Genomic DNA, 21326 nt, shown 5'->3' on the forward strand with positions numbered 1-21326 from the left:
TGCGACTCGTGACCGCCTGGTCGAGACCATTGTCAAGTGGCCCGCGCGGCGGTGCATCTCGGCCGCGGCAGGTGTTTCCCGCCCCGCGGCCGGAACCCTGGATTGCCGCGATGTCATGGATGACGCTAAATTTGGTGTCATGACTGCCATCACCCTGCGGATTCCCGACGCGATGGACAAGCCGCTGCGCGATGCCGCGGCCGGAGCCCCGTCGCTCAACGACTACATCCTGCGAGCCGTGCGCCGGCAGATGACGCTCGACGCCGCACGCAAGCTGGCCTCCGTCGAGCCCCTGGACCTGGCGGGCGAGGGCGACGCCCTGTGACCATCCGCAAGGGCGACGTCTGGGACGTCGACACCGGCAAGGGGGACCGCACCGTCCTCGTCGTCAGCCTCGACGGACTGGCCGAGGCGTACGGCGCGGCCGTCGTGCTGGTGCTGCACGCGCCCGCGCAGCACCCCGACACGGCGATGAGCGTGCACCTCGGCACCCCGGTCGACGCCTCCGCCGTCGCCGTGAACCTCCTCCAGCTGTCCGTCTCCCGCTTCGAGACCGGCACGTATCACGGCACCATCGGCCCGGAGCAACAGGAGCAGGTCGACAACGCCCTGCGCGCCGTGCTCGACCTGTGACCGCCGCCGTTTCCTCCGGTGCCCCACCGCCCGCCGACCGTCCGTACGGCCGGCGGGCGGGGCTCTAGAAGGTCATGCTCCACCGGTCGAGGTAGCCGGGATCGACGGTGAAGATGCCGGGGGTGTTGTCGGTGACCCGTAGCCTCCATGTGCCGTCGGCCGGCACCGCGGAGGCGTCCACGGTGAAGGTGTCGTGCAACTCGGTGCCGGTGTCCCAGACGAAGTCCTTGACGGGGAGCACGGTTCCGTCCTCGCTGACGAGGCTGATGACCTGACCGCCGATGAAGTCATGCACCAGATCGACGCTCACCTTCAGGTCGGCGGGGCCGTTGCCCGGGTGGCCGGTGACGGTGATCGGGGACTCGATGGTGCGCCAGTTGGGGATGTCGTAGCGGTCGGGATTGACGAAGTGGTTCCCGCCGGACGCCAGCACCGTCCAGGTGAAGGGGAGTTCGAGGGTTTCCGCGGCGGAGTTCGTGATGCGTACCGTCACGTCGAAGTCGCCCGCGCGGGTCGGAACGCCGGAGATCACTCCGCTCACCGGGTCGATGACGAGCCCGTCCGGGAGAGCGGTCGCGGAGTAGGACAGCGGGCCGGGGCGGGTGGACGTCGCGGTGATCCGGCGGCTCACCGGCTGCCCGGTGGCCGAGTCCCGGGTGGAGGGCGCGTCGGCTGCGATGTGATGGACGTAGCGGGGGCCCACGTTGACGGCGGCCCAGGCGTTGCCGACCGTCTCATAGGCCTCGCTGGCGGTGCCGAAGAGATCGGCCGCGGCCCGCAGGGTGGCGGCACGGGCGCCGGCGTAGTCGGTGGTGCTGGTCATGTAGCGGGTCAGCGCCCGGTACCAGACATCGGTGGCGTTGTGCAGGCCCAAAGGCGCGACCGGCAGTCCGTCGGCGGTCGGGCTGTCGTAGCCGACGCCGCCTACGATCTTGCTGCCGCTGCCCTCGGCGAGCAGGTAGAAGAAGTGGTTGGCGACGCCCGAGCTGAAGTGCGGGTCCAGCTTCTTCGTCTCCGCCGTCCAGTAGTCCTGTGAAGTGCCCTTGGCGGAGGCGTCCTTGGACGGCCGGTCCATGTACCGCAGCGGCTTGCCCGTGCCGCGGACGTCGGCCAGCTCACCGAGCAGATAGTCCGGTGTGTCCTCGGGGTTGCCGGCGAAGAACTCCACGGCGGTGCCCATGATGTCGCTGGTGGCCTCGTTCAGCCCGCCCGACTCGCCCGTGTAGCGGAGCCCGGCGGTGGCGGAGGTGACACCGTGGGTCATCTCGTGCGCCGCGATGTCGAGTTCGGTCAGCGGCCGGTTGCCGTCCAGGCCGTCACCGTAGGTCATGCAGAAGCACAGGTCGTCCCAGAAGGCGTTCGCGTACCCGGTGCCGTAGTGCACGCGCGAGGTGGCGCCGACGCCGTCGTCGGCTATGCCGCTGCGCCCGAAACGGTCGTGGTAGAAGTCCCAGGTGCGCTGCGCACCGTAGGCCGCGTCGACGGCCGCGGTCTGCGGATCGGCGCTCGTTGTGTCGCCCCACACGTCGTCGGCGTCCGTCAGCAGGGTACGCAGGCCCCCGCGCACGTCGTAGGTCTGGTGGCCGCCGCGCTGCCGGTCGGTGAGTTCGTAGACGCCGTCCGGGTTGCGCAGCGAGCCGACCTGCACCGTGCCGTTGTACTGGCTGTGCCCCTCACCGGCCTGGATGTCGTCGTAGGAGGCGAGCAGGCCGCCGCTGGTCGCGTCGGTGACGACGTGCAGACGGCTGGGGGTGCCGTCCTCGCGCACACCGTTGACAACGTTTTCCCAGGCAAGGCGCGGGACCGCTCCCACCGCCCAGACGACGCGGCGCGAGGACGTGGCCGGCTCCCCGGCCCGCGCCGCCCGCTGCCGCTTCTGCTCCTTCGCGGCGATGCCGAGGGCCTTGTGCCGGGCCGCGCCGGCGGACACCTTCGCCGTGGTGGTGGGCACGGACAGCGCCGCCCGCGACGCCCTGCTCACGGTGAGGTCGCCCGCGTCGTCGTGGACGACCAGATCGCCGCCGATGACGGGAAGACCGGCGTAGGTGCGTTCGTAGCGGGTGTGTTCGGTGCCGTCAGCGTCCTTGGCGACGTCCTTGACGACCAGCTTCTCCTGCGCGCCCAGCCCGATCCGGCGCGCGGTCGCCTCGCGCGTGCCGGCCGCCCGGCCGAGCAGGCGCTCGCGTTCTGCGACGGTGAGCCGGACGGGCTGTGCGCCGGCTCTGGGCCGGGCGTCGACGAGCCGTGGCGCCGGCTGTTGCGGGTCCGGGGCCGCTGCGGCGCCCGCGGGCACCGTGGTGACCAGCAACGCGGCGACCAGGGTCGCCAGGGCCGCGGACCGGCGCCGTGCGACACCGACGGCGGCGGGGCGTGGGCGCGGCAGGCGGCCGCGCGTGGGGGAGTTGAGCACGAGTGCAGCTCCTTTCGCCGGATGCCGGCGGACATCAGGCGGGAACAGGGACGGCCCGCAGGCCGCGCTGCCCGCAGAGCCGACAGGAGAGGAAAGAAAGCGCCACACGAGCGCGGAGAGATCGTCGCAGGGCAGCAGGGCGTTGTCAGCACTGCGGAGATCGATGTCCGAAAGCCGGTCAACTCTGCTGCTGATCAGGCGTGTTGGCGAAGGGCGCGCGACGTGTGGCTTTACCGGGTGGTAATGCGGCGGCAATCGGCGTGCTTGGCTTGTTCCGGCCACCGGAGCCGGGCGGTCCGGACGGGTGCCGGTGGGTGACCGTCGAGCCGACCGGCGGACCGCACCGCCCGGGCCCCGGGGCGTTCACATGGTCAGGGGCGCGGGGGTGTCACGGCCGGTGCGGACCGCCGGCCGCGGTCGGTGCCCGCCCAGGACGCGACGGGGCGGGGACGTGGGCGTTCGGCGTGATGGCCAGGGCGTCGAACTGGGAGGCCGTGTACGAGTCGAGCGCGAGACCGACCTGGCCGTGGTCGTAGGTGCCGTCGGTGACCTGGGCGACCGTGACGCCGTCGATGCCCGCCGTGACCGTCTCTCCCGAGAAGCCGAGCGACAGCCGGTGCCAGGTGTCCGCACCGGGGGAGGGCAGGGCGCCGGCGGCCAGCACACGGGTGGTCCTGTCGGGCGCGATGACTTCGAGGGACCATGCGCCGGAGTCCGACAGCTTCACGCCGCGTCGTGACGGCCTGCCGCAGACACCCGCCGGCGCCGCGGCTGCCGGCGGCGGCCCCGGGCGCGGCGGAACGGTCGTTCACAGCTCGACATGGCTGCGGCCGGTGGGCACCTTCCGCACCCGGGGACGGCCGCCCGGCACCCGCACCTCGACGCTCGCCGGTCCGTCGGCGTTGACGTCGAAGGAGGCCCCCGAGCCGCGGAGCACGAAGTTGCGGACGGCCACGCGGGCGCCGGTCGCCCGGAACAGCATCCGGCCGTCCCTGACCAGCGTGGTCCGTTCCGGTCCCGCGGAGACGGCGTAGGTGTGGCCGCGCAGCCGCACGTTGGCGACGGTGTTGGTGCCCGGCAGGGAGAGCGTGCCGAACATGAGGGCCGCGGGGTCGCCGTCCCAGGGATTGTCCGAGATGAGCTCGTGCAGGCCCTGCACCGCCATCGCGTTGGACCAGGAGTAGGTGCGCCATGCGGTGTCGACGGCGGGTCCCATGACCGACTGGCCGGGTTCGGGATCGAAGGACTCCGGGAACCAGCCCTCCTCGTCCCAGGCCTCCAGATACATCGCGGTGCTCCGGGCGGCGAACCGGCCCGCGACGTCGTCGAAGCCGTACCGCTTGACGCCGTCGTACACGGTCGCGTTCATGGGTGGCCACACGGCACCCTTCCACTGCTCGGGGGCCGAGCCGTCGCCGTAGCGGGAGAAGAAGCGGAAGTGTTCCGAGCCGGGGTGCACCGGGCCGCCCGAGCAGTAGGCGGGGTCGTTGCGCGCGACGCTCGGGACGACGTACTCGCCCCAGAACTCCTTCGGGTCCAGCAGGTGTTCCTCGACCAGGACGCGTGCGCGTTCCTGCGTGGCGAGGCCCGCGAACAACGGGTAGAAGACGGTCGGTGTGACCACCTCGTTCCATGTGCCGTCGAGGTAGCGGCTCAGATACAGGCCCTTTTGCGGGTGCCACAGCCGGTCGTTGAGCAGCTGCCGGATCCTCGCGTGCCGCGCCGCGAACCGGGCGGCGTCCCGCGGCCTGCCGAGCACCCGGGCCATCTTCGCCAGGGTCTCGGCGAGCAGCGCGTAGTAGGAGTTCAGTGCCACGTCGGTGAGGTCGGTGTTGTCCCGGGTGTCACCGCTGCCGCCCCGCTTGGGGACCCGGTGGTAGGCGGCGTACACGGGGCTGTCGTCGAGCCCGAGGTGGTTGCCCCGGCCGCCGACGCGGTCCCCGAAGTAGGGGCTCTCCAGCAGCCCGTCGCCGTCGGTGTCCCACTCGGGCAGCAGATCGTGGAAGGTGACCAGCGTGGGGTACGCCTGCTCCAGCAGCGAGCGTTCGCCCAGCTTGGTGTACAGCCGCCACACGGCGTACGCGTGCATCGGCCCGGAGTTCTGCTGGTCGTAGCGCGGTCCGCGCAGCGGAACCTGGTTGGGCGGCGCCGGTGCCTCGAAGACGCCGGTCTCGTGCTGGACGGCGAGGGGTCGGCTGACCAGGGCCGCGTTCACCGCGTCGAAGGCCGAGTCCCAGCCGGTGAACAGGCCGCCTCCGCCGCCCCAGCCCCACAGGACGAAGGTGCGCCCGTGCTCCTTGTCGTAGTTCGTGTTGAGGGACAGCGCGTCACGCACCGCGTCCGCGGACCGTCCCACCGGTCCCGAACCGGTGAGGTGGCCGGCGCCGACCCGTGCCTCGCGGGCGGCGAGCAGCCGCTCCACCTCGTGCGCCTTCGGCGCGTCCGCTGTCTGCGGCCGGTCACCGACCCGGGCGGCGAACGTGAGCGTTCGGCCCTTGCCGAGCCGGTACTTGAGCGCGGCGACCGCGGTGCCCGGGGCGCCGCTGCCGCCGGTCATGGCCGCCGTCATGTCGGCGACCGAGGCGTAACAGCCGGCGCTGTCGGCGGGCTGTGCGGGCAAGAGCCGGATGTGACCGGTGCGGTGCTCGTCCAGCAGTCCAGGACCGCTGCCCGTCACGCCCTGGCCGTCCAGCGCGAAGGTGGCCTTCTCGCCCCAGGGCGTGCCGAGTTCGAGGACGACGGTGGTGTCGTCGTCGAGCGCGGTGACGGCTCCGACCAGGCCGCTGCCGTCGCCGGTGCGCGCGTACCGGACGCGCAGGGTGCGTTTCTCGCTCTGTGTCTGCGCGTACTTCTGCTCCAGTTGCGCACGTTTCGCCGTGGCGTCGGCCACCTCGCTCGGCGACCACTCGTCCGGGTGTGCGATGACCTCGCGCAGCGCCTCCAGGTGTGCCGGCATGGCGGTGCGGTCGTCGGAGCTGACCATGACCTCCTTGTAGGCGCCGTCGGGCGTCATGGGGCCTGTGCGCCAGAGGTGGTTGGTCATCTTCTCCCGGATCAGTCGGCCCTGCGCGGTGAGCAGCGCGACGCGCAGCGCGAACCGGCTCTCGCCCTCCCCGACGAACAACGCGCCGGTCCACTCCTGGTCCTTGATGCCCGGCATGGCGAACGGCCGCTTGAGCGTGGGGTGGACGAGGGTGCCCTCGGTCTCGGGGCCGGTGGTTCCCGGGGCGGGTTCGGGGGCGGGCGGGGCGGCCTGTGCCAAGGCCGCATTCGCCGTGAGGGCGAAGGCCGAGCCGGCGATCCCGGCGGCGCCGACCGTGCGCAGGAAGTGGCGTCTGGGCAGCTGAGGTTGCGTCATGTGGCCTGACCTTTCGATACGGAGCGGGTGCGGGGCGTACTCCGGGCGGCGGCGGGAGGGAGGTTCCTTGGCGGCGCCGCGGGCGGTTGCCATCACCCCCTTCGTCCGAGATTCCGAACATCAATCGGTATGTCGGCCATAGATCCACGCAGGAGTATGGAGGACGAGGCTCGGCTGTCAAGGCCGCCGGCGCAGAAATGATCGCGGCGTCTCCCACGGGCCCGGTGGCTGACGCCGGCCGGTGAGTCACGCTCGCCGCAGCGGTACCCGCATCTCCACATAGGTGCCGGCGTCCGGTGCCGACTCCACCCGCACCCGCACCCGGCCGCCGACGCCGGTCACCCGGTCCCGTACGGAGCCACGCAGACCCAGCCCGCCCACCGGCACCGCGGACGGGTCGAAGCCCTTGCCGTCGTCGAGGACGCTGACCAGGACGGCGCTCGCGGTCAGTTCCGCCCGTACCACGGCCCGCGGGGTGCCCGCGTGCCGCAGGACATTGGCCAGGGCCTCCCGGGCGGCGTCGACCAGGGCCTCGACGACGGCGGCGGGGACCGCGGGCGCGGCACCCGCCCGGCCCGCGGCGCGCAGCTGGGCCGTGTTCAGCTCCACGGTCAGACCGACCCGCGCCATGTCCTGCGCGAGCACCGCCAGCCCGTGCGCCAGATGCGCGCTCCCGTCCCGGCCGGCGGCAGCGTCCCGCCCGGGCGCCGGATGCTCCCCGCGCACGAACCCGCGCAGCCACACCGCCTCCGCCCGCACCTGGGCCCGTAGCCCGGGCTCGGTGATCCAGGGCGTGCGGGCGAGGGTCTCCAGCGTCTGCAGCACCCGGTCGTGCAGCAGCCGGGCGTGGCGGACCCGCTCCCGTTCGGCGGCGAGTTCCGCCTCCCGGAGGGCGGCGGTGGCGGTGGCCGCGTCCAACTCCCGGCCGGTGCGCCGCAAGGCGCGGGCCACGGCCCACGCGATGCCCGCGTTGGCCAGGTAGGGAACACCGTTCGGGACGGCGTTCCACCACGGTTCGCCGAGCCGGAGCGCGGCGGTGGCGGCGTACGCGCTCGCCGGCACGGCGGCCAGCGCGAGCACGGTCGGCAGCCGGGTGACCACGAGCCCGAAGCCGATGCTCGCCAACAGGCTGAACGGGTACGCGAAGTACGCCCAGGTGTGGCCGTGTGCGCGGTCCGCAAGCCCGCCCCCGACGACCAGCGCCACGGCCAGGGCGGCGGCGTCCGCGACGGCCAGCGCGGGCGGCGGCACCCGGCGGCGCCGCAGGCCCACGGCGACCAGTGCGAGGCTTTCGGTGAACACGGCCGCGCACAGCGCGAGTCCGGCCCACAGCGGACGATAGTGGGGGTGGGTCGTGACCGCCCCCACCGCCACCTGGAGGACGCGGCGGGGACACAGACGAGGGCGGCGAGCGCGGCCACCGCCGCGGTCAGCGCCAGGGCGAGCCGCCCCGGACGTGCCCCGCGCCGGACATCGGCGGCGGGATCGGTCCTTGCGGCGCGCACGGCGCGCAGTGACTGTGTAGAACGCATCGAGCCTCCCTGAGGGTGGTTGCGGACGGGTGCCCGCAGCGGCGTGTGCGCTGCGGGCGGCCCGAGCATGGCAGGGCGGGCACCGGCGGATCAGGGTGCGCAGTGTCGGCAGTTCACCCGACAGCTGTGTGGTGCGGGCCGCCGGCGGCGAGCGGCCGGGACGAGTCGGCATGATGCGAGGCAAGGCCCCACCGGACCCGGCCCGACCGCCCCCCGACCGACGTGCCGGCCCGCGAGACGCAACGTCGAAGCACCGGCAGTCCGGCGCTAAAGGTCAGTCCCGCGGTCCTGAAGTGCCCCGGCGACACCGGTGGTTGCGGCCGGGCCGGCATGTGATGGCTCGTCAGGGTCAGGGTGTGGCCCGGTAGGCGGACCAGCTCTGCTGCATGCGGGTCACCTGGCCCGCGGTGAACTGGTACATGCAGGAGTCGTAGGTGTAGTCCATGAAGTTGTGGATCGGGTCCGCACCGGCGTCGCGGGCGCAGGTGTCGCGGCCCGTCGGGCACTGGTAGGCCGCGCTCTTCTCGGCCGGGGTGTCGTCGACGTAGTCGCCCTTGCCGTTACAGCCGCCCTGGAAGGTGTGGTAGAGCCCCGCCCAGTGGCCGACCTCGTGGGTCGCCGTGTCGCCCTCGTTGTAGTTTGCCGCTGAGCCTCCCGGCAGCGAGGCGTCGAGGATGACGACGCCGTCCATGGCCGGGTTGGCCGCGTAGTCGCTGGGGAAGGTGGCCCAGCCCAGCAGCCCGCCGCCGAGGTTGGCCGTGTAGATGTTGAGCGCGTCGGCCCCGCCCCTGCGCAGCGCGGACTTCATCGCCTTCTCCGCCGTGGAGCCGTAACCGACGTTGTACCAGGCGGAGTTGTCGGTGTAGTCGGTGCCGGCCAGGGTGAACTGGAAGCCGGTGTCGTTGTTGCCGGTGCCCTGGCCGGCGTAGGCGGCGTTCAGCACGGCGATCTGCGCGTCGATGTCGGCCGGGCCGAGCTGCCCTGCGGGCCCGTCGTGGATGACGTGGAAGTACACCGGGACGGTGACGGAGGCGGCCGTCGCCGACAGCCCCCGGCCGTCCGTGCGCAGCCTGTCCAGCCTCTTGTGCAGATCCGCGTTCATTGCCTGGGCCTTGGCATCGCTGATCTCGTTCGGCTCCGCGACGTTTTCGCCCGGTGCCGGGCGTGCCTCACGGGCCGCGCCGGCGGCCGTGTCGGCACACTCCGTGGTCGCCGTCTTCGCCGCGGCGATTCCGGTCGGGGCCGAGAGGGGTGTGAGCATCAGGGTTCCGGCCACGACGGCCGTGCCGAGCAGGCGTCTGCGTACAAGGGGGGATATCCGGGCGAGCGCACGCATGCTGACTCCTAGCGGATGCGGTGGGAGAGGCACAGGGTCTTCCCGGCGCCACGCCGGAGATTACGTGGACATGCCGAATCCGAAGGAGAGTCGATCAAGACCAATCAAAGCCGGGGTAAACAGGGGCGATTCAAAGAGCGGGCCCTGGGCGCCCCCGGATCCGTGACGACGCCGTAACGCGAGGGGGCGGTCCGCCGGGGCGGTGTGTCTGGATTCGGGACGCGACCCGCATCACCCACCGTGACCGCTGTGATCTTCCCTTAACGGCCCGCCGAGAGGCGAGACATGGCCGGAACCGGCCCTTGACGACGCGCGGGGCTGTATGAGCGGCCCGAGTGCGTCGGCCCGCGCTCACACCGGGCCGACGGCCTGTGGAGTCGGCAGGGAACGAGCTCAGTGGGCGGTGAAGCCGCCGTCCACGGGCAGGGCGACGCCGATGACGAAGGCGGCGGCCGGGCTGCACAGCCACAGGACGGCGTTGGCGATCTCCTCGGCGCTGCCCAGGCGGCCGATGGGCTGCTGCTTCATGATCTCGGCCATGGCCTCGGCCTGGCCTTCGAGCATGTCGGCGACCATCGGGGTCTCGATGACGCCGGGGCACACGGCGTTGATGCGGATGCCCCTGGGAGCGTATTCCACCGCGGCGCTGCGGGTCAGGCCGATCACACCGTGCTTGGAAGCGTGGTACGCGGCGCGCTCGGGCAGGCCGACCAGGCCGCCCAGGGAGGAGCAGTTGACGATCGCGCCGGAACCCTGGGCGCGCATCTGCCGCAGTTCGTGCTTCTGGCACGTCCAGATGCCGCGCAGGTTGACCGCGTTGACGCGGTCGAAGTCCGCGGCCCGCTCGTCGGCGGCGTCGGCGGGAGGTGCCTGGATGCCGGCGTTGTTGAAGGCCATGTCCAGGCGCCCGAAGGTTTCCACGGTGCGCTCGACCATGGCGGCGGCCTGGTCCTCGTCGGACACGTCGCAGCCGATGCCGAGGGCCTGGTGGCCGGCGCCGGTCAGCTCCTCGGCCGCGCGCTCGGCGGCCTCCTGGTCGAGGTCGGCGAGCACGACGGCGGCGCCGGCCCGGGCGAAGGCGCGGGCGGTGGCCAGGCCCATGCCGGAGGCGGCGCCGGTGACCAGGGCGACCTGCCCGGTGAAGTCGTAGGTGGGGTTCATCAGTGAAGAGTCCTGTTCAGTGATCGGGACAGGGATGTGACCGTGCGATGCCGTTCGGCGGTGCCGACCGCCGGAGACGATCGGGGTGAATGACGTCGATATCCAGGAAACCCGCATGTCGCATCGGGGGCGAGGCACTGAAGAAGGGTGTACCGGCAGTACATCGCTCCGCCCCGGATCACCTCGAACAATGGGCCGCACAGAGCGGTGTGGCGGCGCGAGGCGGCCGGCAGACCGAGCGGTATCAGCCCCAGCGGGGCGAGGCCGAGGCCGGCCGGCAAGGTGTGGGAGGTTACGGCTCCCGGTGATCGAATTTGCGTTCGATATCATGGGTGGGGGAGGTGGACGGGATGGCGGACGAGCCGACGGTGATGCATGTGCGCTGCCCCGACCGGCTGTCGGAGGAGGCGTACCGGCAGGTCCTGGAACTGCTCGCGGACCTCTCGCCCGTCGTGCAGGCACTGCCCCCGGCCGCGGCCCTCGTGGAACTCAAGGGGGCGCTGCGCCACCACGGGGCCGGAGCACGGCGGCTCGGGGAGATGCTGCGCGTACGCACCATCGCCCGTCTGGGCATCGACGTCCGCGTCGGCATCGGCCCGTCCATCACGGTCGCCGCCACCGCCTCAGGACGGATCACCGGACCCGGCGGCGTGCTCGCCGTCCCTGCCGACGAGGCCACCACCTGGCTGGCCCCGCTGCCGGTGGAGGCCCTGTACGGCATCGGCGGGCGCGAGGCGTCCGCGCTGCGCGACTACGGCGTCCACAGCGTCGGTTCGCTGGCCGCGATCCCGCCCGCCACCGTGCAGCGCCTGCTCGGCGGCCGTGCCGGACGGCTCGCCGTGGACCGGGCCCGCGGCATCGACCCCCGCCCCGTCGTCCCGCGCGCCCTGCCCACCACCGCGAGCGTCCGGCACACCTTCGACCGGCACACTCTCGACGGCGCCGTCGTCCGCGCCGCCCTGCTCGAACTGGTCGTCCGGCTCGGGCTGTTGCTGCGCGGCCGTGGTCAGGCCGCCCGCGCCCTGACCCTCACCCTGCGCTTCGCCGACGGCACCCGCTGGCGCAAGACCCGCCGCCTGCCCGAGCCCTCGGCCCACGAAGAGGACCTGCGGGGGGCCGCCTACCAGTTGATGGACGCCGCCGGTCTGCAACGCGGACGGCTGACCGGACTCGGCCTCACAGCGCGGGACCTCATCGACGCCGATCAGGTGGCCGAGCAGATCAGCCTGGACGGCGCCCGGGAGGCACGTCTGGCCGCCGAGGCCGCCATGGACCGCATCCGCGCGAAGTTCGGCCCGGCCGCCGTCGGGCCTGCCGCCGTCTTCCGACATGTGTCCTGACGTGCCCCGCCGCCCGGCCGCGTCGCCCACCTGAGGCAGCAGCCGGGCCGGCTCCGTTCCGCTCCGTCACGCTCGACGTTCCGCTCCGTCACGCTCGACGCGGCACACCCCGCAACCCCCGGCCTGACCGGCGAGCAGGGCGCGCCCGCGCGCGTCACGGCGTGTCAGCGCTGGTAGAGCGCCACGATGGTGCCGCTGGCCAGTTGGTGCGCGTCGAGTGCGGTGTGGGCTTCCTCGGCGCTGGCGCGATCGGGGAGCGAGACCGGGGCGGGGAGGGCGTAGAGCCGGAAGAAGTACCGGTGGGCGTCGTCGCCGACCGGGGGCTGCGGGCCGCCCCAGCCCCGCTCCCCGAAGCCGTTGCGATGCGCCTGACCGCCCTGGGGCGTCTCGCCGGCATCCAGGCCCCCGACGCGCGGGTCGATGCCGGTGACGAGCCAGTGCACAAAGGTCCCGGACGGTGCGTCCGGGTCCTCGCACAACAGGGCCAGCTCCGCCGTGTCGTCCGGTACTCCGGACCAGGTCAGCGGCGGGGAGACATTGTCCGCGTCATGGGCGTGACGGCGCGGGATCATGGTGTGGTCGCTGAAGGCTGCGCTGCGAAGTTCGATACCGGCCATGCGACACGGAGTACCCCGCACGGGCAGGGTCATACGGCCGGACCGTACCGGCATGACCGCAAGCCTCCGGGGCGTCCGGCCGGCACGTGTGTCAGCCCGCCCAGTCCAGCAGACGCTCGCCCGCCTCGGGCTCCCGCAGCCGGGTCAGTGACTGCTTCTCCAACTGGCGCACGCGTTCCCGGGTCAGTCCCACCCGGTCGGCCACCTGTTGCAGGGTCCGAGGATGCCCGTCGTGCAGCCCGTAGCGCAGGCTGAGGATCATGGCTTCGCGGGGTGCCAGCACGCCCAGGGCGTCCCTGAGGTCCTCGGCGAGCGCCCGGTACTCGGCGACCTGGGGAGCCTGGAGTACGTCGGTGGCGGGGATGAGGTCGCCGACCACGGTCTCCCCGATGTCGTCCACGGGTGTGTCCAGGCTGAGCGTCTGCCGCCCGACCCGGCGCAGCCAGGCGACCCGTCCTTCCTTGAATCCGCTCTCCCGGGCCACCTCGTCGACCGTCGGCTGGTGATCGAGGCGCAACTGGAGCTGCCGTTCGACCTTGGCGAGCTTGTGCAACTCCTCCACGACATGCATCGGCAGCCGTACGGTACGGGCATGCTGGGCCACGCCCCGTTCGATCGCCTGCCGGATCCACCAGGTGGCGTACGTGGAGAACTTGAAGCCCTTGGTGTGGTCGAACTTCTCCACGGCCCGTATCAGCCCGAGGTTGCCCTCCTGGATCACGTCGAGCAGGGGCACACCCCGGTGGGCGTGCCGTTTGGCGATCGACACCACGAGCCGCAGGTTGGCCCGGATCATGTGGTCCTTGGCGTGCTGCCCCTCGCGTACGGCAGCCTCCATCTGGCCGCGCCGGTGCGGCGCCAGGGCGCCGTGCTCGCCGCTGTCGGTGCGCGCCAGTTCTTCGGCGGCGCGCACACCGGCGTCGATGCGCTGGGCCAGCCGCACCTCCTCCGCGGCGTCGAGCAGCGGGGTGGCGGCGATCTGGGCCAGGTACTGGCCGAGCAGATCGGGTTCGTCGCCGGTCTCCGGGGCCCGGCTGCGCGGGCGTGCGGACCGGGCTGCGGCGCGGCGGCGCTCCCGGGGGTCCGCCGCGGTGGATCGTGCCGGGGCAGGCATCGTTCCGCCCTCCGACTCCTGTCGCTTCGACTCCGTGCTCCCAGCGGGGCACCGCTTCCAGGGGACGTCGCTCCCGAAGGAGCTTCCCAGACAGGGCGGGTACCCGGCCGGAGCGTCAGCACACGTGCAAGCTGTGCGCGCGGAGGTCCGCCGCGGTGCACGGCCGCGCACACGTCGTTTCGGGTGCTGCGCCGCGGGAACCCGTGCGGCGTCCGCGGAAAAGCCGCGGGAAATTCGCGGGGAATCGCGGGAAATCCGCAGGAAATCCACGGAAAAGGGGAGCGCGCCGTGGCCGACACCGACCGGGACCGCATGCGGCGCCAGGCCCTGCCGCTGACCGGCCCGGCGTCCCTCGACCCGCTGATGGAGCGCATCGGCGACGCCCACTACGTACTGCTGGGCGAGGCGTCCCACGGCACCGCCGACTACTACCGGCTGCGTGCGGTGCTGACCCGCAGGCTCATCGAGGAGAAGGGTTTCTCCTTCGTCGCGGTGGAGGGCGACTGGCCGGACTGCCAGGCCGTGCACTGCGCGGTGGTCGGCGCGCCTGACGCCCCCGCGGATCCCGGCCGGGTGCTCGCGGGATTCACACGCTGGCCGACCTGGATGTGGGGCAACACCGACGTGGCCGCCTTCACCCGCTGGCTGCGCCGGCACAATGAGCGACTGCCGCCCGGACGGCGCGTCGGCTTCTTCGGGCTGGACGTCTACGGCCTGTGGGAGTCGCTGCACGCGGTGCTGGACCATCTGCGCGAGCACGATCCCGACCGGGTCGGGCACGCCCTGGAGACGTTCCGCTGTTTCGAGCCGTATGCGTCGGATCCGCAGGCGTACGCGTCGGCCACCCGTTACCTGCCGGAGGGCTGCGCGCCGCAGGTGGTGTCCCTGCTGACCGAGATGCGGCGGCGGGCCGCGCGGACGGACGCCGTGGACGGCTCGCTCGCGGAGTTCGCCGCCCGGCAGAACGCCGAGGTGCTGGCCGGGGCCGAGGCCTACTACCGGGTCATGCTCGACAGCGGGCCCGAGGCGTGGAACATCCGGGACCGCCACATGGCCGACACCCTGGACCGGCTCATGGAGCACCACGGTCCGCGGGCGAAGGCGGTGGTCTGGGAGCACAACACACATGTCGGTGACGCGCGGGCCACCGACATGGCCGACGTCGGCGAGGTCAACGTCGGTCAGCTGGTGCGGGAACGCCACATGGGCAGGGGCGTGGTCCTGGTCGGGTTCGGCTCGCACTCCGGCACCGTGATCGCCGCCGACACCTGGGGCGACGTGCCGAAGATCATGGATGTACCGCCGGCGCGCACGGGCAGCCTGGAGGATCTGCTGCACCGGGCGCTGCCCGGCGAGCGGGCTCTGTTCGTGTTTCCCCATGTGCAGCTCCAGCGTCCGCCCGCCGCCGGCCGGGGCGCGTGGTTCCACGAGGAGCACGGCCACCGGGCGATCGGGGTGGTGTACCGGCCGCGGTACGACCGTGTCGGCAACTATGTCCCCACGGTCCTGGCCCAGCGCTACGACGCCTTCTGCCATCTCGACCGCACCCAGGCGCTCACCCCGCTGCGCCCCTTGGCCGGGGAAAGCCGGGAGGGGCAGACCTGGCCCGCGGGCGTGTGACCCCGCCGAGCGGACGGCCGTACCCCGTGATGCCCTGCGCGAGGGCCGTTTCCCGTTCGGCCGGGCGGGCACCCGAAGCGGAACCGCGCATACCGGCGCCTCCGGGTGACATCGCGGGAGCGGCGGCAGGCGCGTGGGGACAGAAGCCCGGCCGGACCAGCAGGAGGGCACCGTGAAGCTGGAGGAATTTCTGGCTCAGGTCCGTGATCGCGGAGAGTACGCCAGCCAGGAGGAGGCCGAGCGGGTCAGCACAGCGGTGCTGCACGTGCTCGCGACCCGGATCACCCCCGAGGAGGCCGACGACCTGGCGGCTCAGCTGCCCGCTCCCCTCGACGACGTGCTGCACCGGGATCGGCGGGCGCCCGCGTCCCTCGGCCTTGAGGAGTTCCTGCGGCGGGTGGCCCAGCACACCGGTGCCCGGCCACGGACCGCGGAGTGGGACGCCAGCGCCGTGCTGTCCACCGTCGCCGACGCGGTCTCCGGCGGGCAGGTCAACCATCTGCTGTCGCAACTGCCGACCAGCTACGCGGAACTGTTCGGCAGGCCGGGGCTGAGCTGACCGTCCACGCCGGTCGTCGCCGGCGAGCGGCGGCGGGGGAGCGGACGAACCCGGTGGCCGGTGGAGCCGGCTACACGGCGTCCAGGAGGTGGGCGTCGTTGTTGCGGGTGTTGTTCACGGCCGAGGAGACGGGGCGTGCGTCGAGGTCGCCGTCCGCGGGCCGGGTGAGCAGGGCTCGCAGCTCCGCCGGGTCGTCGTGGTGGGGATCGAGCCAGGCGGCGTAGTGGTCGGGGGCGAGGGCGAGCGGCATGCGCGGGTGGACACGCCCGGCCGCGTCGGTGGCCTCGGTGGTGAGGATGGTGCAGGTCATCAGCCAGGCGCCCGGGTCGTCGGCGTTCTCGATCCGCGGATCGCGCCAGTACGCGTACAGGCCGGCCAGCGCCATCACCCGGCCGTCGGCGGGGTGGATGAAGTACGGCTGCTTGCGGGTCCGGCCGGTGGCGGCATCCTTGGTGGTGGTCCACTCGTAGAAGCCGTCGGCCGGGAGCAGACACCGGTGCCGGGAGAAGGCACGCCGGTAGGCGGGCTTGTCGTGCACCGTCTCGACCCGCGCGTTGATCATCCGGGAGCCGATCTTCGGGTCCTCGGCCCACGACGGCACCAGACCCCAGCGCAGCGGCCGTAGTTGCCTGCGCGGCGCCGGGCCGGCACCGCCCTCGCGAGGGGCGCGTTCCAGGACGGCGTAGACGTCGTCGGTGGGGGCGACGTTCCAGCTCGGTGTCAGTGTCTCGTCGGGGCGCCAGTCGGTGACGCCGAACAGGCGGACCAGGTCCTGCGGACTGCGGGTGGAGACATAGCGGCCGCACATACCGCCACTGTGCCACGGCGACCGCCGGCCGCGACGGCGATCACATCCGTACCCGTCGCACGGCGGTCACCCGGCCGGCCCGCTCGATTCGACGCCCCGGCGAGCTGACATCAGCCTGGGCTTGGGTGCCGTTTCCAGGCGTCGGTCCCACCGCATCTCCCCGGACCTGGACCGGCACTCCATGCCGAGTGTGCCCCTCGCAGATCGCAGCGCCTGGTGAGGGGCACACTCGTTCCCCCGGACGGTCCGCCGCCCGCCCAGCCGCGCGTCCGACGCCCCCCGGTACGCCGTCGTCCCGGCAGACCCGGGGACCCACCGCGAGAACTCCATGGACGCCACCCTTGCGTCAAACGTTTGACGTTCCTACTGTCGGGGTCGCTCGACTGGCCGACCGGCGGGAGGTGGATGGCACATGGTGACGATGCGGGACATCGCCACGCGCTGTGGTGTCTCCATCTCGGCCGTCTCCCTCGTGCTCAACGATCAGCACGAAGGACGCGTGAGCGTCACAACCGCCGAACGCATCCGGCAGGCGACCGAAGAACTCGGGTATCTGCCCAACCTGGCCGCGAGGGGACTGCGGACACGGCAGACCCACACACTGGGCCTGCTGTCCGACGGCGTCGCGAGCGTTCCCTTCTCGGGGCAGATGCTGGCCGGCGCGCAGTCCAAGGCGTGGCAGGAGGGATACGTCCTCCTCCTCGTCGACATGGCCGGCAACCCGGACATGGAAGGGCCGGCGGTGCGGTCCCTGCTGCAACGCAGCGTCGAGGGACTGATCGTGGCCGTCGACTACCACCGTGAGGTCGATCTGCCGTCGCTTCCCCGGCCCGTGCCCCAGGTGATCCTGGGCGGCCGGCCGCGGGGCGGACACGCCGACTGGGTGGTGCCCGACGAGCGGGCCGGCGCGCGGGCGGCGACCCTGCATCTCATCGAGGCGGGGCACCGGCGGATCGCCTTCTGCAACCTCATCGCACCGGCTTTCGCCATCGCCGAGTCGCTGCGCCGCGAGGGCTACGAGAAGGCGCTGGCGGAGGCCGGTCTTGCCCTCGACGAGTCGCTTGTCGTGGAGGCGTGCGAACCGAACGCGTCCGCCGCGCGGGAACCCGCTCGCAGGCTCCTCGCCCGCAGTGACCGGCCCACGGCGGTGTTCTGTTTCTCCGACCGGCTCGCGCTCGGCTTCTACCAGGCGGCGGCCGAACTCGGCCTCGACATCCCAGGGGACCTGTCCGTCGTCGGTTTCGACAACCAGCAGAACTTCGCCGAGAACCTGTTCCCGGGGCTGACCACCGTGCAACTCCCGCACTACCAGATGGGTGTGCGCGCGGCGGAGACGGCGATCGCCCGGCTGCGGGGAGAAGAGGATGCGGGCCGGACCGGCCACCTCGTTGCCTGCCCCTTGGTCGTCCGGGACTCGGTCGCGGCGCCCTGCGCCCGGCCGCCCAGGAAGTTAACGGCACGCCGGGGAGCCCGCGCGGTCTGATCCCGCCCGGCCCCCGACGGCGCACACACCACCGTCCCACCGGGTGCTCCGGCGGGCCGAGCCTGCCCGGACGACGGCAGGCCGACATCAGCACCCCCGTTCAATGACGAGTCGAGAGGGAGCTTCGACATGAGAGCTCGACCCACGGCACGGCGCTGCCTCAGCGTCTGTCTGGCCACCACGATCGCCCTGGCCGCCGCCGCCTGCTCGGGCGGCACCAGCGAGAAGTCCGACGGGACGTTCACGATCCTGCAGTACGAGGACCAGACCTCGGCGCAGGCCCAGGGCTGGCAGAAAGCGGTGGCGATCTTCAAGAAGCGGCACCCCGGCGTGACGGTGAAGTTCCAGACGACGAGTTTCGACGCGATGCGCCAGAACGCGAAGATCACGCTGTCCGGAAACAACGTCCCCGACGTGGTCGAGTTCAACAAGGGCAACGCGGACGGCGGTCAGCTCGCCGGCCAGGGCCTGCTCCAGCCGCTGACGGACGAGGCGAAGGCACGGGGCTGGGACAAGAAGGTGACGGGCGCGATGGCCGCGTTCGCCCAGTACGACCAGAACGGGCTGGCCGGGTCCGGCGACTGGTACGGCGTCCCGAACGTCGGCGAGTACGTGACCTTCTACTACAACAAGAAGATGTTCGCGGACGCCGGCATCAGCAAGCCGCCGACGACCCTGGCCCAGCTCGAGGCCGACATGGACAAGCTGAAGTCCGCGGGCCACCTGCCGATCTCCTCTTCCGCCAACACCAGCCAGGGCTTCAACCAGATGTGGCTGTGGTACTCGCTGGTGTCCGCCTCGGCGTCCCGGCAGCAGATCGACGACTTCATGTTCCTCAAGGGCGACGTGAACTTCCGCTCCGGCCCCTGGAAGGAGGGGACACGGAAGTTCCAGGACTGGATCGACAAGGGATACGTCGGCGACAAACTCGGCGGCCTCTCCTACGAGCAGGCCATCGTCAACTTCCTGCGCGGCGACGCCGCCATGCTCCTGTGGAACCAGAGCCAGTTCTCCCGTATCCGCAAGGACGCGGACTTCTCGTGGGGGTACTTCACACTGCCGGGCGCCGAGCAGGTCATGGGCTCCTCGGGACATCTGTGGGGGGTGCCGGCGAAATCCAACGACAAGGACCTCGCGTACGACTGGATCGACATCACGCTGAGCGCGCAGGTCCAGAACGACATCGGCAACCAGGGCGGTCTGCCGCTGGCGGGCGACGCCTCGGCCATCAAGGACCCGGTGACCCGCCAGTACACGGAGCAGTTCGACGACCTGGTCAAGCGGAACGCCATGTCCTTCTACCCCGACTACCCGGTGCCCGGCTTCCTCGACTTCATGCAGAACCACATGCAGGCCATGTCCAACAGGAGCGAGACCGCGGACGCATACCTGACGGCGCTGCAGAAGTTCTACGACGACGGCAAGAAGACCGCCACCGAGCAGTAGACGCCGGGCGTGCCGGGACCGGACAGCGTGACCTCGGCACGTCCCCCGCAGAAGAGAGACACCCCATGTCAGCACTGGTCCCCGACCGGCGTCTGCCCAGGAGAAGGCGCAGCAGATCCGGCTCGTACTGGCTCTATCTGGTGCCCATCGCCGCCGGCTTCGCCGTCGTCGTCGCCGCGCCGTTCGTGATGAACATCGTCCTCAGCCTCTACCAGTGGAAGGGAGGCATGGCGCCGAAGCACTGGTACGGCCTCGGCAACTACCTGGACCTGATGCACGACGCGGACTTCTGGCACTCGTTCCGGAACTCGCTGTTCATGATCATCGCCATCGTCGTGGTCCCGACCCTGATCGGCGTGGTCCTCGCGGCGGTGCTCTTCGACTACATCGGCAAGACCTTCGGCGCCCGGGCCGCGAGCTTCCTGCGCGCGACGTACTACCTGCCGCAGATCCTGCCGATCGCGGTCGCCGGCTTCATCTGGAGCACCATCCTCGACCCGCGACAGGGCTCGATCAACACCTACCTCCGCTCGATCGGCATCACCTCGGGACCCGACTGGCTCGGTGATCCCCATCTGGCCCTGTACTCCGTGATGCTCATGCTCGTCTGGCTCCAGATCGGCTACCCCGTAGTGGTCTTCATGGCCGCGCTGCAGCGGGTGGACCCCGAACTCTACGAGGCGGCCGAACTGGACGGAGCAGGCTGGCTGCGGCGGTTCCGCGCGATCACGGTGCCGCAGATCCGGCCCGAGGTGTTCTTCGTGGTGCTCACCGCGACCGTGGGCGCGCTGAAGGTGTTCGCCCCCATCCTCATCCTCACCGGCGGTGGCCCGGAGAACTCGACGGTGGTGCCGTCCTATTACGCGTACCGCAACTTCTTCGAACTGTCCCGCGTCGGCTACGGCGCCGCGATCGCCACCTTCATGTCGCTGGTCATCTTCCTCATCGCCGCCCTGCTCATCGTGTGGCAGCGCCGCTCCGAACGCCAGGAGGGCTGACATGAAGGCCCAGACCCCACCGGCACCCCCGGCCATGGCGACCCGGCCCCGGCCCGGCGCCCGCCCCGCCGAACGAGGCCGGCGAGGGCGCCACCCCCTGCGATGGCTCGTGCTGCTGATGACCGTGGCCGTCGCCGTGGTCATGCTCGCCCCGTTCCTGCTCCTGGTCCTCAACGCCTTCAAGACCAGCGCGGACTACTCGACGCACGGCCCGCTCTCCTGGCCGAGCACCTTCACCCCGGACGCGTTCTCCCGCTATCTGTCCCTCGTCGACTTCCCGGTCGCGCTCGGCAACTCCGTGCTCATCTCGGGCTCCGTCGCCTTCCTGGGCGCCGCGCTGTCCCTGATCAGCGCCTACGCCATCGGCATCGGCAAGGTACGGTGCAACGGCGCGATCCTCGTCCTGCTCCTGCTCGCCACGATGGTGCCGCAGGAGGCGCTGATCTACCCGCTGTTCTACGGCGCGGAAAGGGTGGGACTGCTCAACAGCGTCTGGTCCGTGGTGATCGTGTTCACCGTGCTCCAGGCCGCGTTCGGCACCTATCTGCTCGCCAGCGTCATGACCACCCTGCCCAAGGAACTCCTCGAAGCCGCCGTGATCGACGGCGCGTCCCGGTGGCAGATCCTGTGGCGGGTCGTCTTCCCCGTCCTGCGGCCGACACTGTCCGTCCTCGTCGTGTTCTTCTTCATCTGGACGTGGAACGAGTTCTATCTCCCGCTCATCCTGCTCAACGACCCGTCGGCACAGACGGTACCGATCGCCCTGGCCACCCTCCGCGGCCAGCATTCGATCGACATCACCGTCCTCAACGCGGGGTCGCTGCTCTCCCTTCTGCCCACACTCGTCTTCTTCCTGGTGTTCCAGCGGACCCTCAGCCGAGGTGTCACCGCCGGAGCCGTCAAGTGAGCGC

Annotated in this window: 18 protein-coding genes; 9 read left to right on the forward strand and 9 right to left on the reverse strand. The window is 71.6% G+C overall.

Annotated features, from left to right (window positions below; all coding sequences use genetic code 11):
• Positions 1 to 139: 139 nt before the first annotated feature.
• Together ACIRFL_RS01190 and ACIRFL_RS01195 are read left to right on the forward strand one after the other, a co-directional pair.
• On the forward strand, positions 140 to 325 hold the full coding sequence (locus ACIRFL_RS01190) for a hypothetical protein (RefSeq protein ID WP_388710578.1): 186 nt from the start codon (positions 140 to 142) through the stop codon (positions 323 to 325).
• Positions 322 to 633: a type II toxin-antitoxin system PemK/MazF family toxin gene (locus ACIRFL_RS01195; protein WP_404022906.1), complete on the forward strand. Its 312-nt coding sequence runs from the start codon at positions 322 to 324 to the stop codon at positions 631 to 633. Before ACIRFL_RS01190 ends, ACIRFL_RS01195 begins: the two co-directional genes overlap by 4 nt.
• A 64-nt stretch (positions 634 to 697) precedes the next feature.
• Here ACIRFL_RS01195 and ACIRFL_RS01200 read toward each other — a convergent pair whose 3' ends face one another.
• The 6 genes from ACIRFL_RS01200 to ACIRFL_RS01225 form a co-directional block, all read right to left on the reverse strand.
• On the reverse strand, positions 698 to 3043 hold the full coding sequence (locus ACIRFL_RS01200; protein ID WP_404022907.1) for a M4 family metallopeptidase: 2346 nt from the start codon (positions 3041 to 3043) through the stop codon (positions 698 to 700).
• 388 nt (positions 3044 to 3431) lie between these two features.
• Positions 3432 to 3770, reverse strand: coding sequence for a hypothetical protein (locus tag ACIRFL_RS01205; RefSeq protein WP_404022908.1), 339 nt, complete (start codon positions 3768 to 3770; stop codon positions 3432 to 3434).
• 81 nt (positions 3771 to 3851) lie between these two features.
• Positions 3852 to 6401 (reverse strand): MGH1-like glycoside hydrolase domain-containing protein, encoded by a 2550-nt coding sequence (locus ACIRFL_RS01210; RefSeq protein ID WP_404022910.1) that lies wholly within the window; start codon positions 6399 to 6401, stop codon positions 3852 to 3854.
• A gap of 246 nt (positions 6402 to 6647) precedes the next feature.
• Positions 6648 to 7769 (reverse strand): ATP-binding protein, encoded by a 1122-nt coding sequence (locus ACIRFL_RS01215; protein WP_404022912.1) that lies wholly within the window; start codon positions 7767 to 7769, stop codon positions 6648 to 6650.
• 513 nt (positions 7770 to 8282) lie between these two features.
• The gene (locus ACIRFL_RS01220; protein ID WP_404022914.1) at positions 8283 to 9269 is read right to left on the reverse strand and encodes a M43 family zinc metalloprotease; all 987 of its coding nucleotides are present in this window, start codon (positions 9267 to 9269) and stop codon (positions 8283 to 8285) included.
• A 393-nt stretch (positions 9270 to 9662) separates the two neighbouring features.
• Positions 9663 to 10430 (reverse strand): glucose 1-dehydrogenase, encoded by a 768-nt coding sequence (locus ACIRFL_RS01225; protein ID WP_404022916.1) that lies wholly within the window; start codon positions 10428 to 10430, stop codon positions 9663 to 9665.
• A gap of 350 nt (positions 10431 to 10780) precedes the next feature.
• Here ACIRFL_RS01225 and ACIRFL_RS01230 point away from each other — a divergent pair, with 350 nt between their 5' ends.
• Positions 10781 to 11770: a hypothetical protein gene (locus tag ACIRFL_RS01230; protein WP_404022917.1), complete on the forward strand. Its 990-nt coding sequence runs from the start codon at positions 10781 to 10783 to the stop codon at positions 11768 to 11770.
• A 164-nt stretch (positions 11771 to 11934) separates the two neighbouring features.
• On the opposite strand, the gene ACIRFL_RS01235 is transcribed toward ACIRFL_RS01230, so the two are convergent.
• Both ACIRFL_RS01235 and ACIRFL_RS01240 read right to left on the reverse strand, forming a co-directional pair.
• Positions 11935 to 12387: a YbhB/YbcL family Raf kinase inhibitor-like protein gene (locus ACIRFL_RS01235; RefSeq protein ID WP_404022918.1), complete on the reverse strand. Its 453-nt coding sequence runs from the start codon at positions 12385 to 12387 to the stop codon at positions 11935 to 11937.
• Positions 12388 to 12478: 91 nt separating this feature from the next.
• Positions 12479 to 13501, reverse strand: a complete 1023-nt coding sequence (locus tag ACIRFL_RS01240) for an RNA polymerase sigma factor RpoD/SigA (protein ID WP_404022919.1) — start codon at positions 13499 to 13501, stop codon at positions 12479 to 12481.
• A 288-nt stretch (positions 13502 to 13789) separates the two neighbouring features.
• Between ACIRFL_RS01240 and ACIRFL_RS01245 the strand changes: the two genes are divergently transcribed.
• Together ACIRFL_RS01245 and ACIRFL_RS01250 are read left to right on the forward strand one after the other, a co-directional pair.
• Complete coding sequence (locus tag ACIRFL_RS01245) at positions 13790 to 15121, forward strand: erythromycin esterase family protein (protein ID WP_404022920.1); 1332 nt, start codon at positions 13790 to 13792, stop codon at positions 15119 to 15121.
• 172 nt (positions 15122 to 15293) lie between these two features.
• Complete coding sequence (locus tag ACIRFL_RS01250; protein ID WP_404022921.1) at positions 15294 to 15680, forward strand: DUF2267 domain-containing protein; 387 nt, start codon at positions 15294 to 15296, stop codon at positions 15678 to 15680.
• Between the two features lie 70 nt (positions 15681 to 15750).
• Here ACIRFL_RS01250 and ACIRFL_RS01255 read toward each other — a convergent pair whose 3' ends face one another.
• Entirely contained in the window at positions 15751 to 16488 is a 738-nt protein-coding gene (locus ACIRFL_RS01255) for an SOS response-associated peptidase (protein WP_404022922.1), read from the reverse strand.
• Positions 16489 to 16900: 412 nt separating this feature from the next.
• Here ACIRFL_RS01255 and ACIRFL_RS01260 point away from each other — a divergent pair, with 412 nt between their 5' ends.
• The 4 genes from ACIRFL_RS01260 (at position 16901) to ACIRFL_RS01275 (ending at position 21322) form a co-directional block, all read left to right on the forward strand.
• Positions 16901 to 17971 carry a LacI family DNA-binding transcriptional regulator gene (locus ACIRFL_RS01260; RefSeq protein WP_404022924.1) on the forward strand — a complete coding sequence of 357 codons (1071 nt, stop codon included), beginning with the start codon at positions 16901 to 16903 and terminating at the stop codon, positions 17969 to 17971.
• 129 nt (positions 17972 to 18100) lie between these two features.
• Positions 18101 to 19417 carry an ABC transporter substrate-binding protein gene (locus ACIRFL_RS01265; protein WP_404022925.1) on the forward strand — a complete coding sequence of 439 codons (1317 nt, stop codon included), beginning with the start codon at positions 18101 to 18103 and terminating at the stop codon, positions 19415 to 19417.
• Positions 19418 to 19482: 65 nt separating this feature from the next.
• Positions 19483 to 20415 (forward strand): carbohydrate ABC transporter permease, encoded by a 933-nt coding sequence (locus ACIRFL_RS01270; protein ID WP_404022927.1) that lies wholly within the window; start codon positions 19483 to 19485, stop codon positions 20413 to 20415.
• A 118-nt stretch (positions 20416 to 20533) separates the two neighbouring features.
• The gene (locus ACIRFL_RS01275) at positions 20534 to 21322 is read left to right on the forward strand and encodes a carbohydrate ABC transporter permease (RefSeq protein WP_404023164.1); all 789 of its coding nucleotides are present in this window, start codon (positions 20534 to 20536) and stop codon (positions 21320 to 21322) included.
• The last annotated feature ends 4 nt before the right edge of the window (positions 21323 to 21326 follow it).

It is taken from the genome of Streptomyces sp. NPDC102462, assembly GCF_044765425.1.
Classification (GTDB): Bacteria; Actinomycetota; Actinomycetes; order Streptomycetales; family Streptomycetaceae; genus Streptomyces.

Coding starts and splice junctions, on each gene's coding strand:
- ACIRFL_RS01190 (WP_388710578.1), top strand. CDS start 140: ATGACTGCCATCACCCTGCGGATTCCCGACGCGATGGACAAGCCGCTG.
- ACIRFL_RS01210 (WP_404022910.1), bottom strand. CDS start 6,401: ATGACGCAACCTCAGCTGCCCAGACGCCACTTCCTGCGCACGGTCGGC.
- ACIRFL_RS01220 (WP_404022914.1), bottom strand. CDS start 9,269: ATGCGTGCGCTCGCCCGGATATCCCCCCTTGTACGCAGACGCCTGCTC.
- ACIRFL_RS01225 (WP_404022916.1), bottom strand. CDS start 10,430: ATGAACCCCACCTACGACTTCACCGGGCAGGTCGCCCTGGTCACCGGC.
- ACIRFL_RS01230 (WP_404022917.1), top strand. CDS start 10,781: ATGGCGGACGAGCCGACGGTGATGCATGTGCGCTGCCCCGACCGGCTG.
- ACIRFL_RS01235 (WP_404022918.1), bottom strand. CDS start 12,387: ATGGCCGGTATCGAACTTCGCAGCGCAGCCTTCAGCGACCACACCATG.
- ACIRFL_RS01240 (WP_404022919.1), bottom strand. CDS start 13,501: ATGCCTGCCCCGGCACGATCCACCGCGGCGGACCCCCGGGAGCGCCGC.
- ACIRFL_RS01255 (WP_404022922.1), bottom strand. CDS start 16,488: ATGTGCGGCCGCTATGTCTCCACCCGCAGTCCGCAGGACCTGGTCCGC.
- ACIRFL_RS01260 (WP_404022924.1), top strand. CDS start 16,901: ATGGTGACGATGCGGGACATCGCCACGCGCTGTGGTGTCTCCATCTCG.
- ACIRFL_RS01265 (WP_404022925.1), top strand. CDS start 18,101: ATGAGAGCTCGACCCACGGCACGGCGCTGCCTCAGCGTCTGTCTGGCC.
- ACIRFL_RS01270 (WP_404022927.1), top strand. CDS start 19,483: ATGTCAGCACTGGTCCCCGACCGGCGTCTGCCCAGGAGAAGGCGCAGC.
- ACIRFL_RS01275 (WP_404023164.1), top strand. CDS start 20,534: ATGACCGTGGCCGTCGCCGTGGTCATGCTCGCCCCGTTCCTGCTCCTG.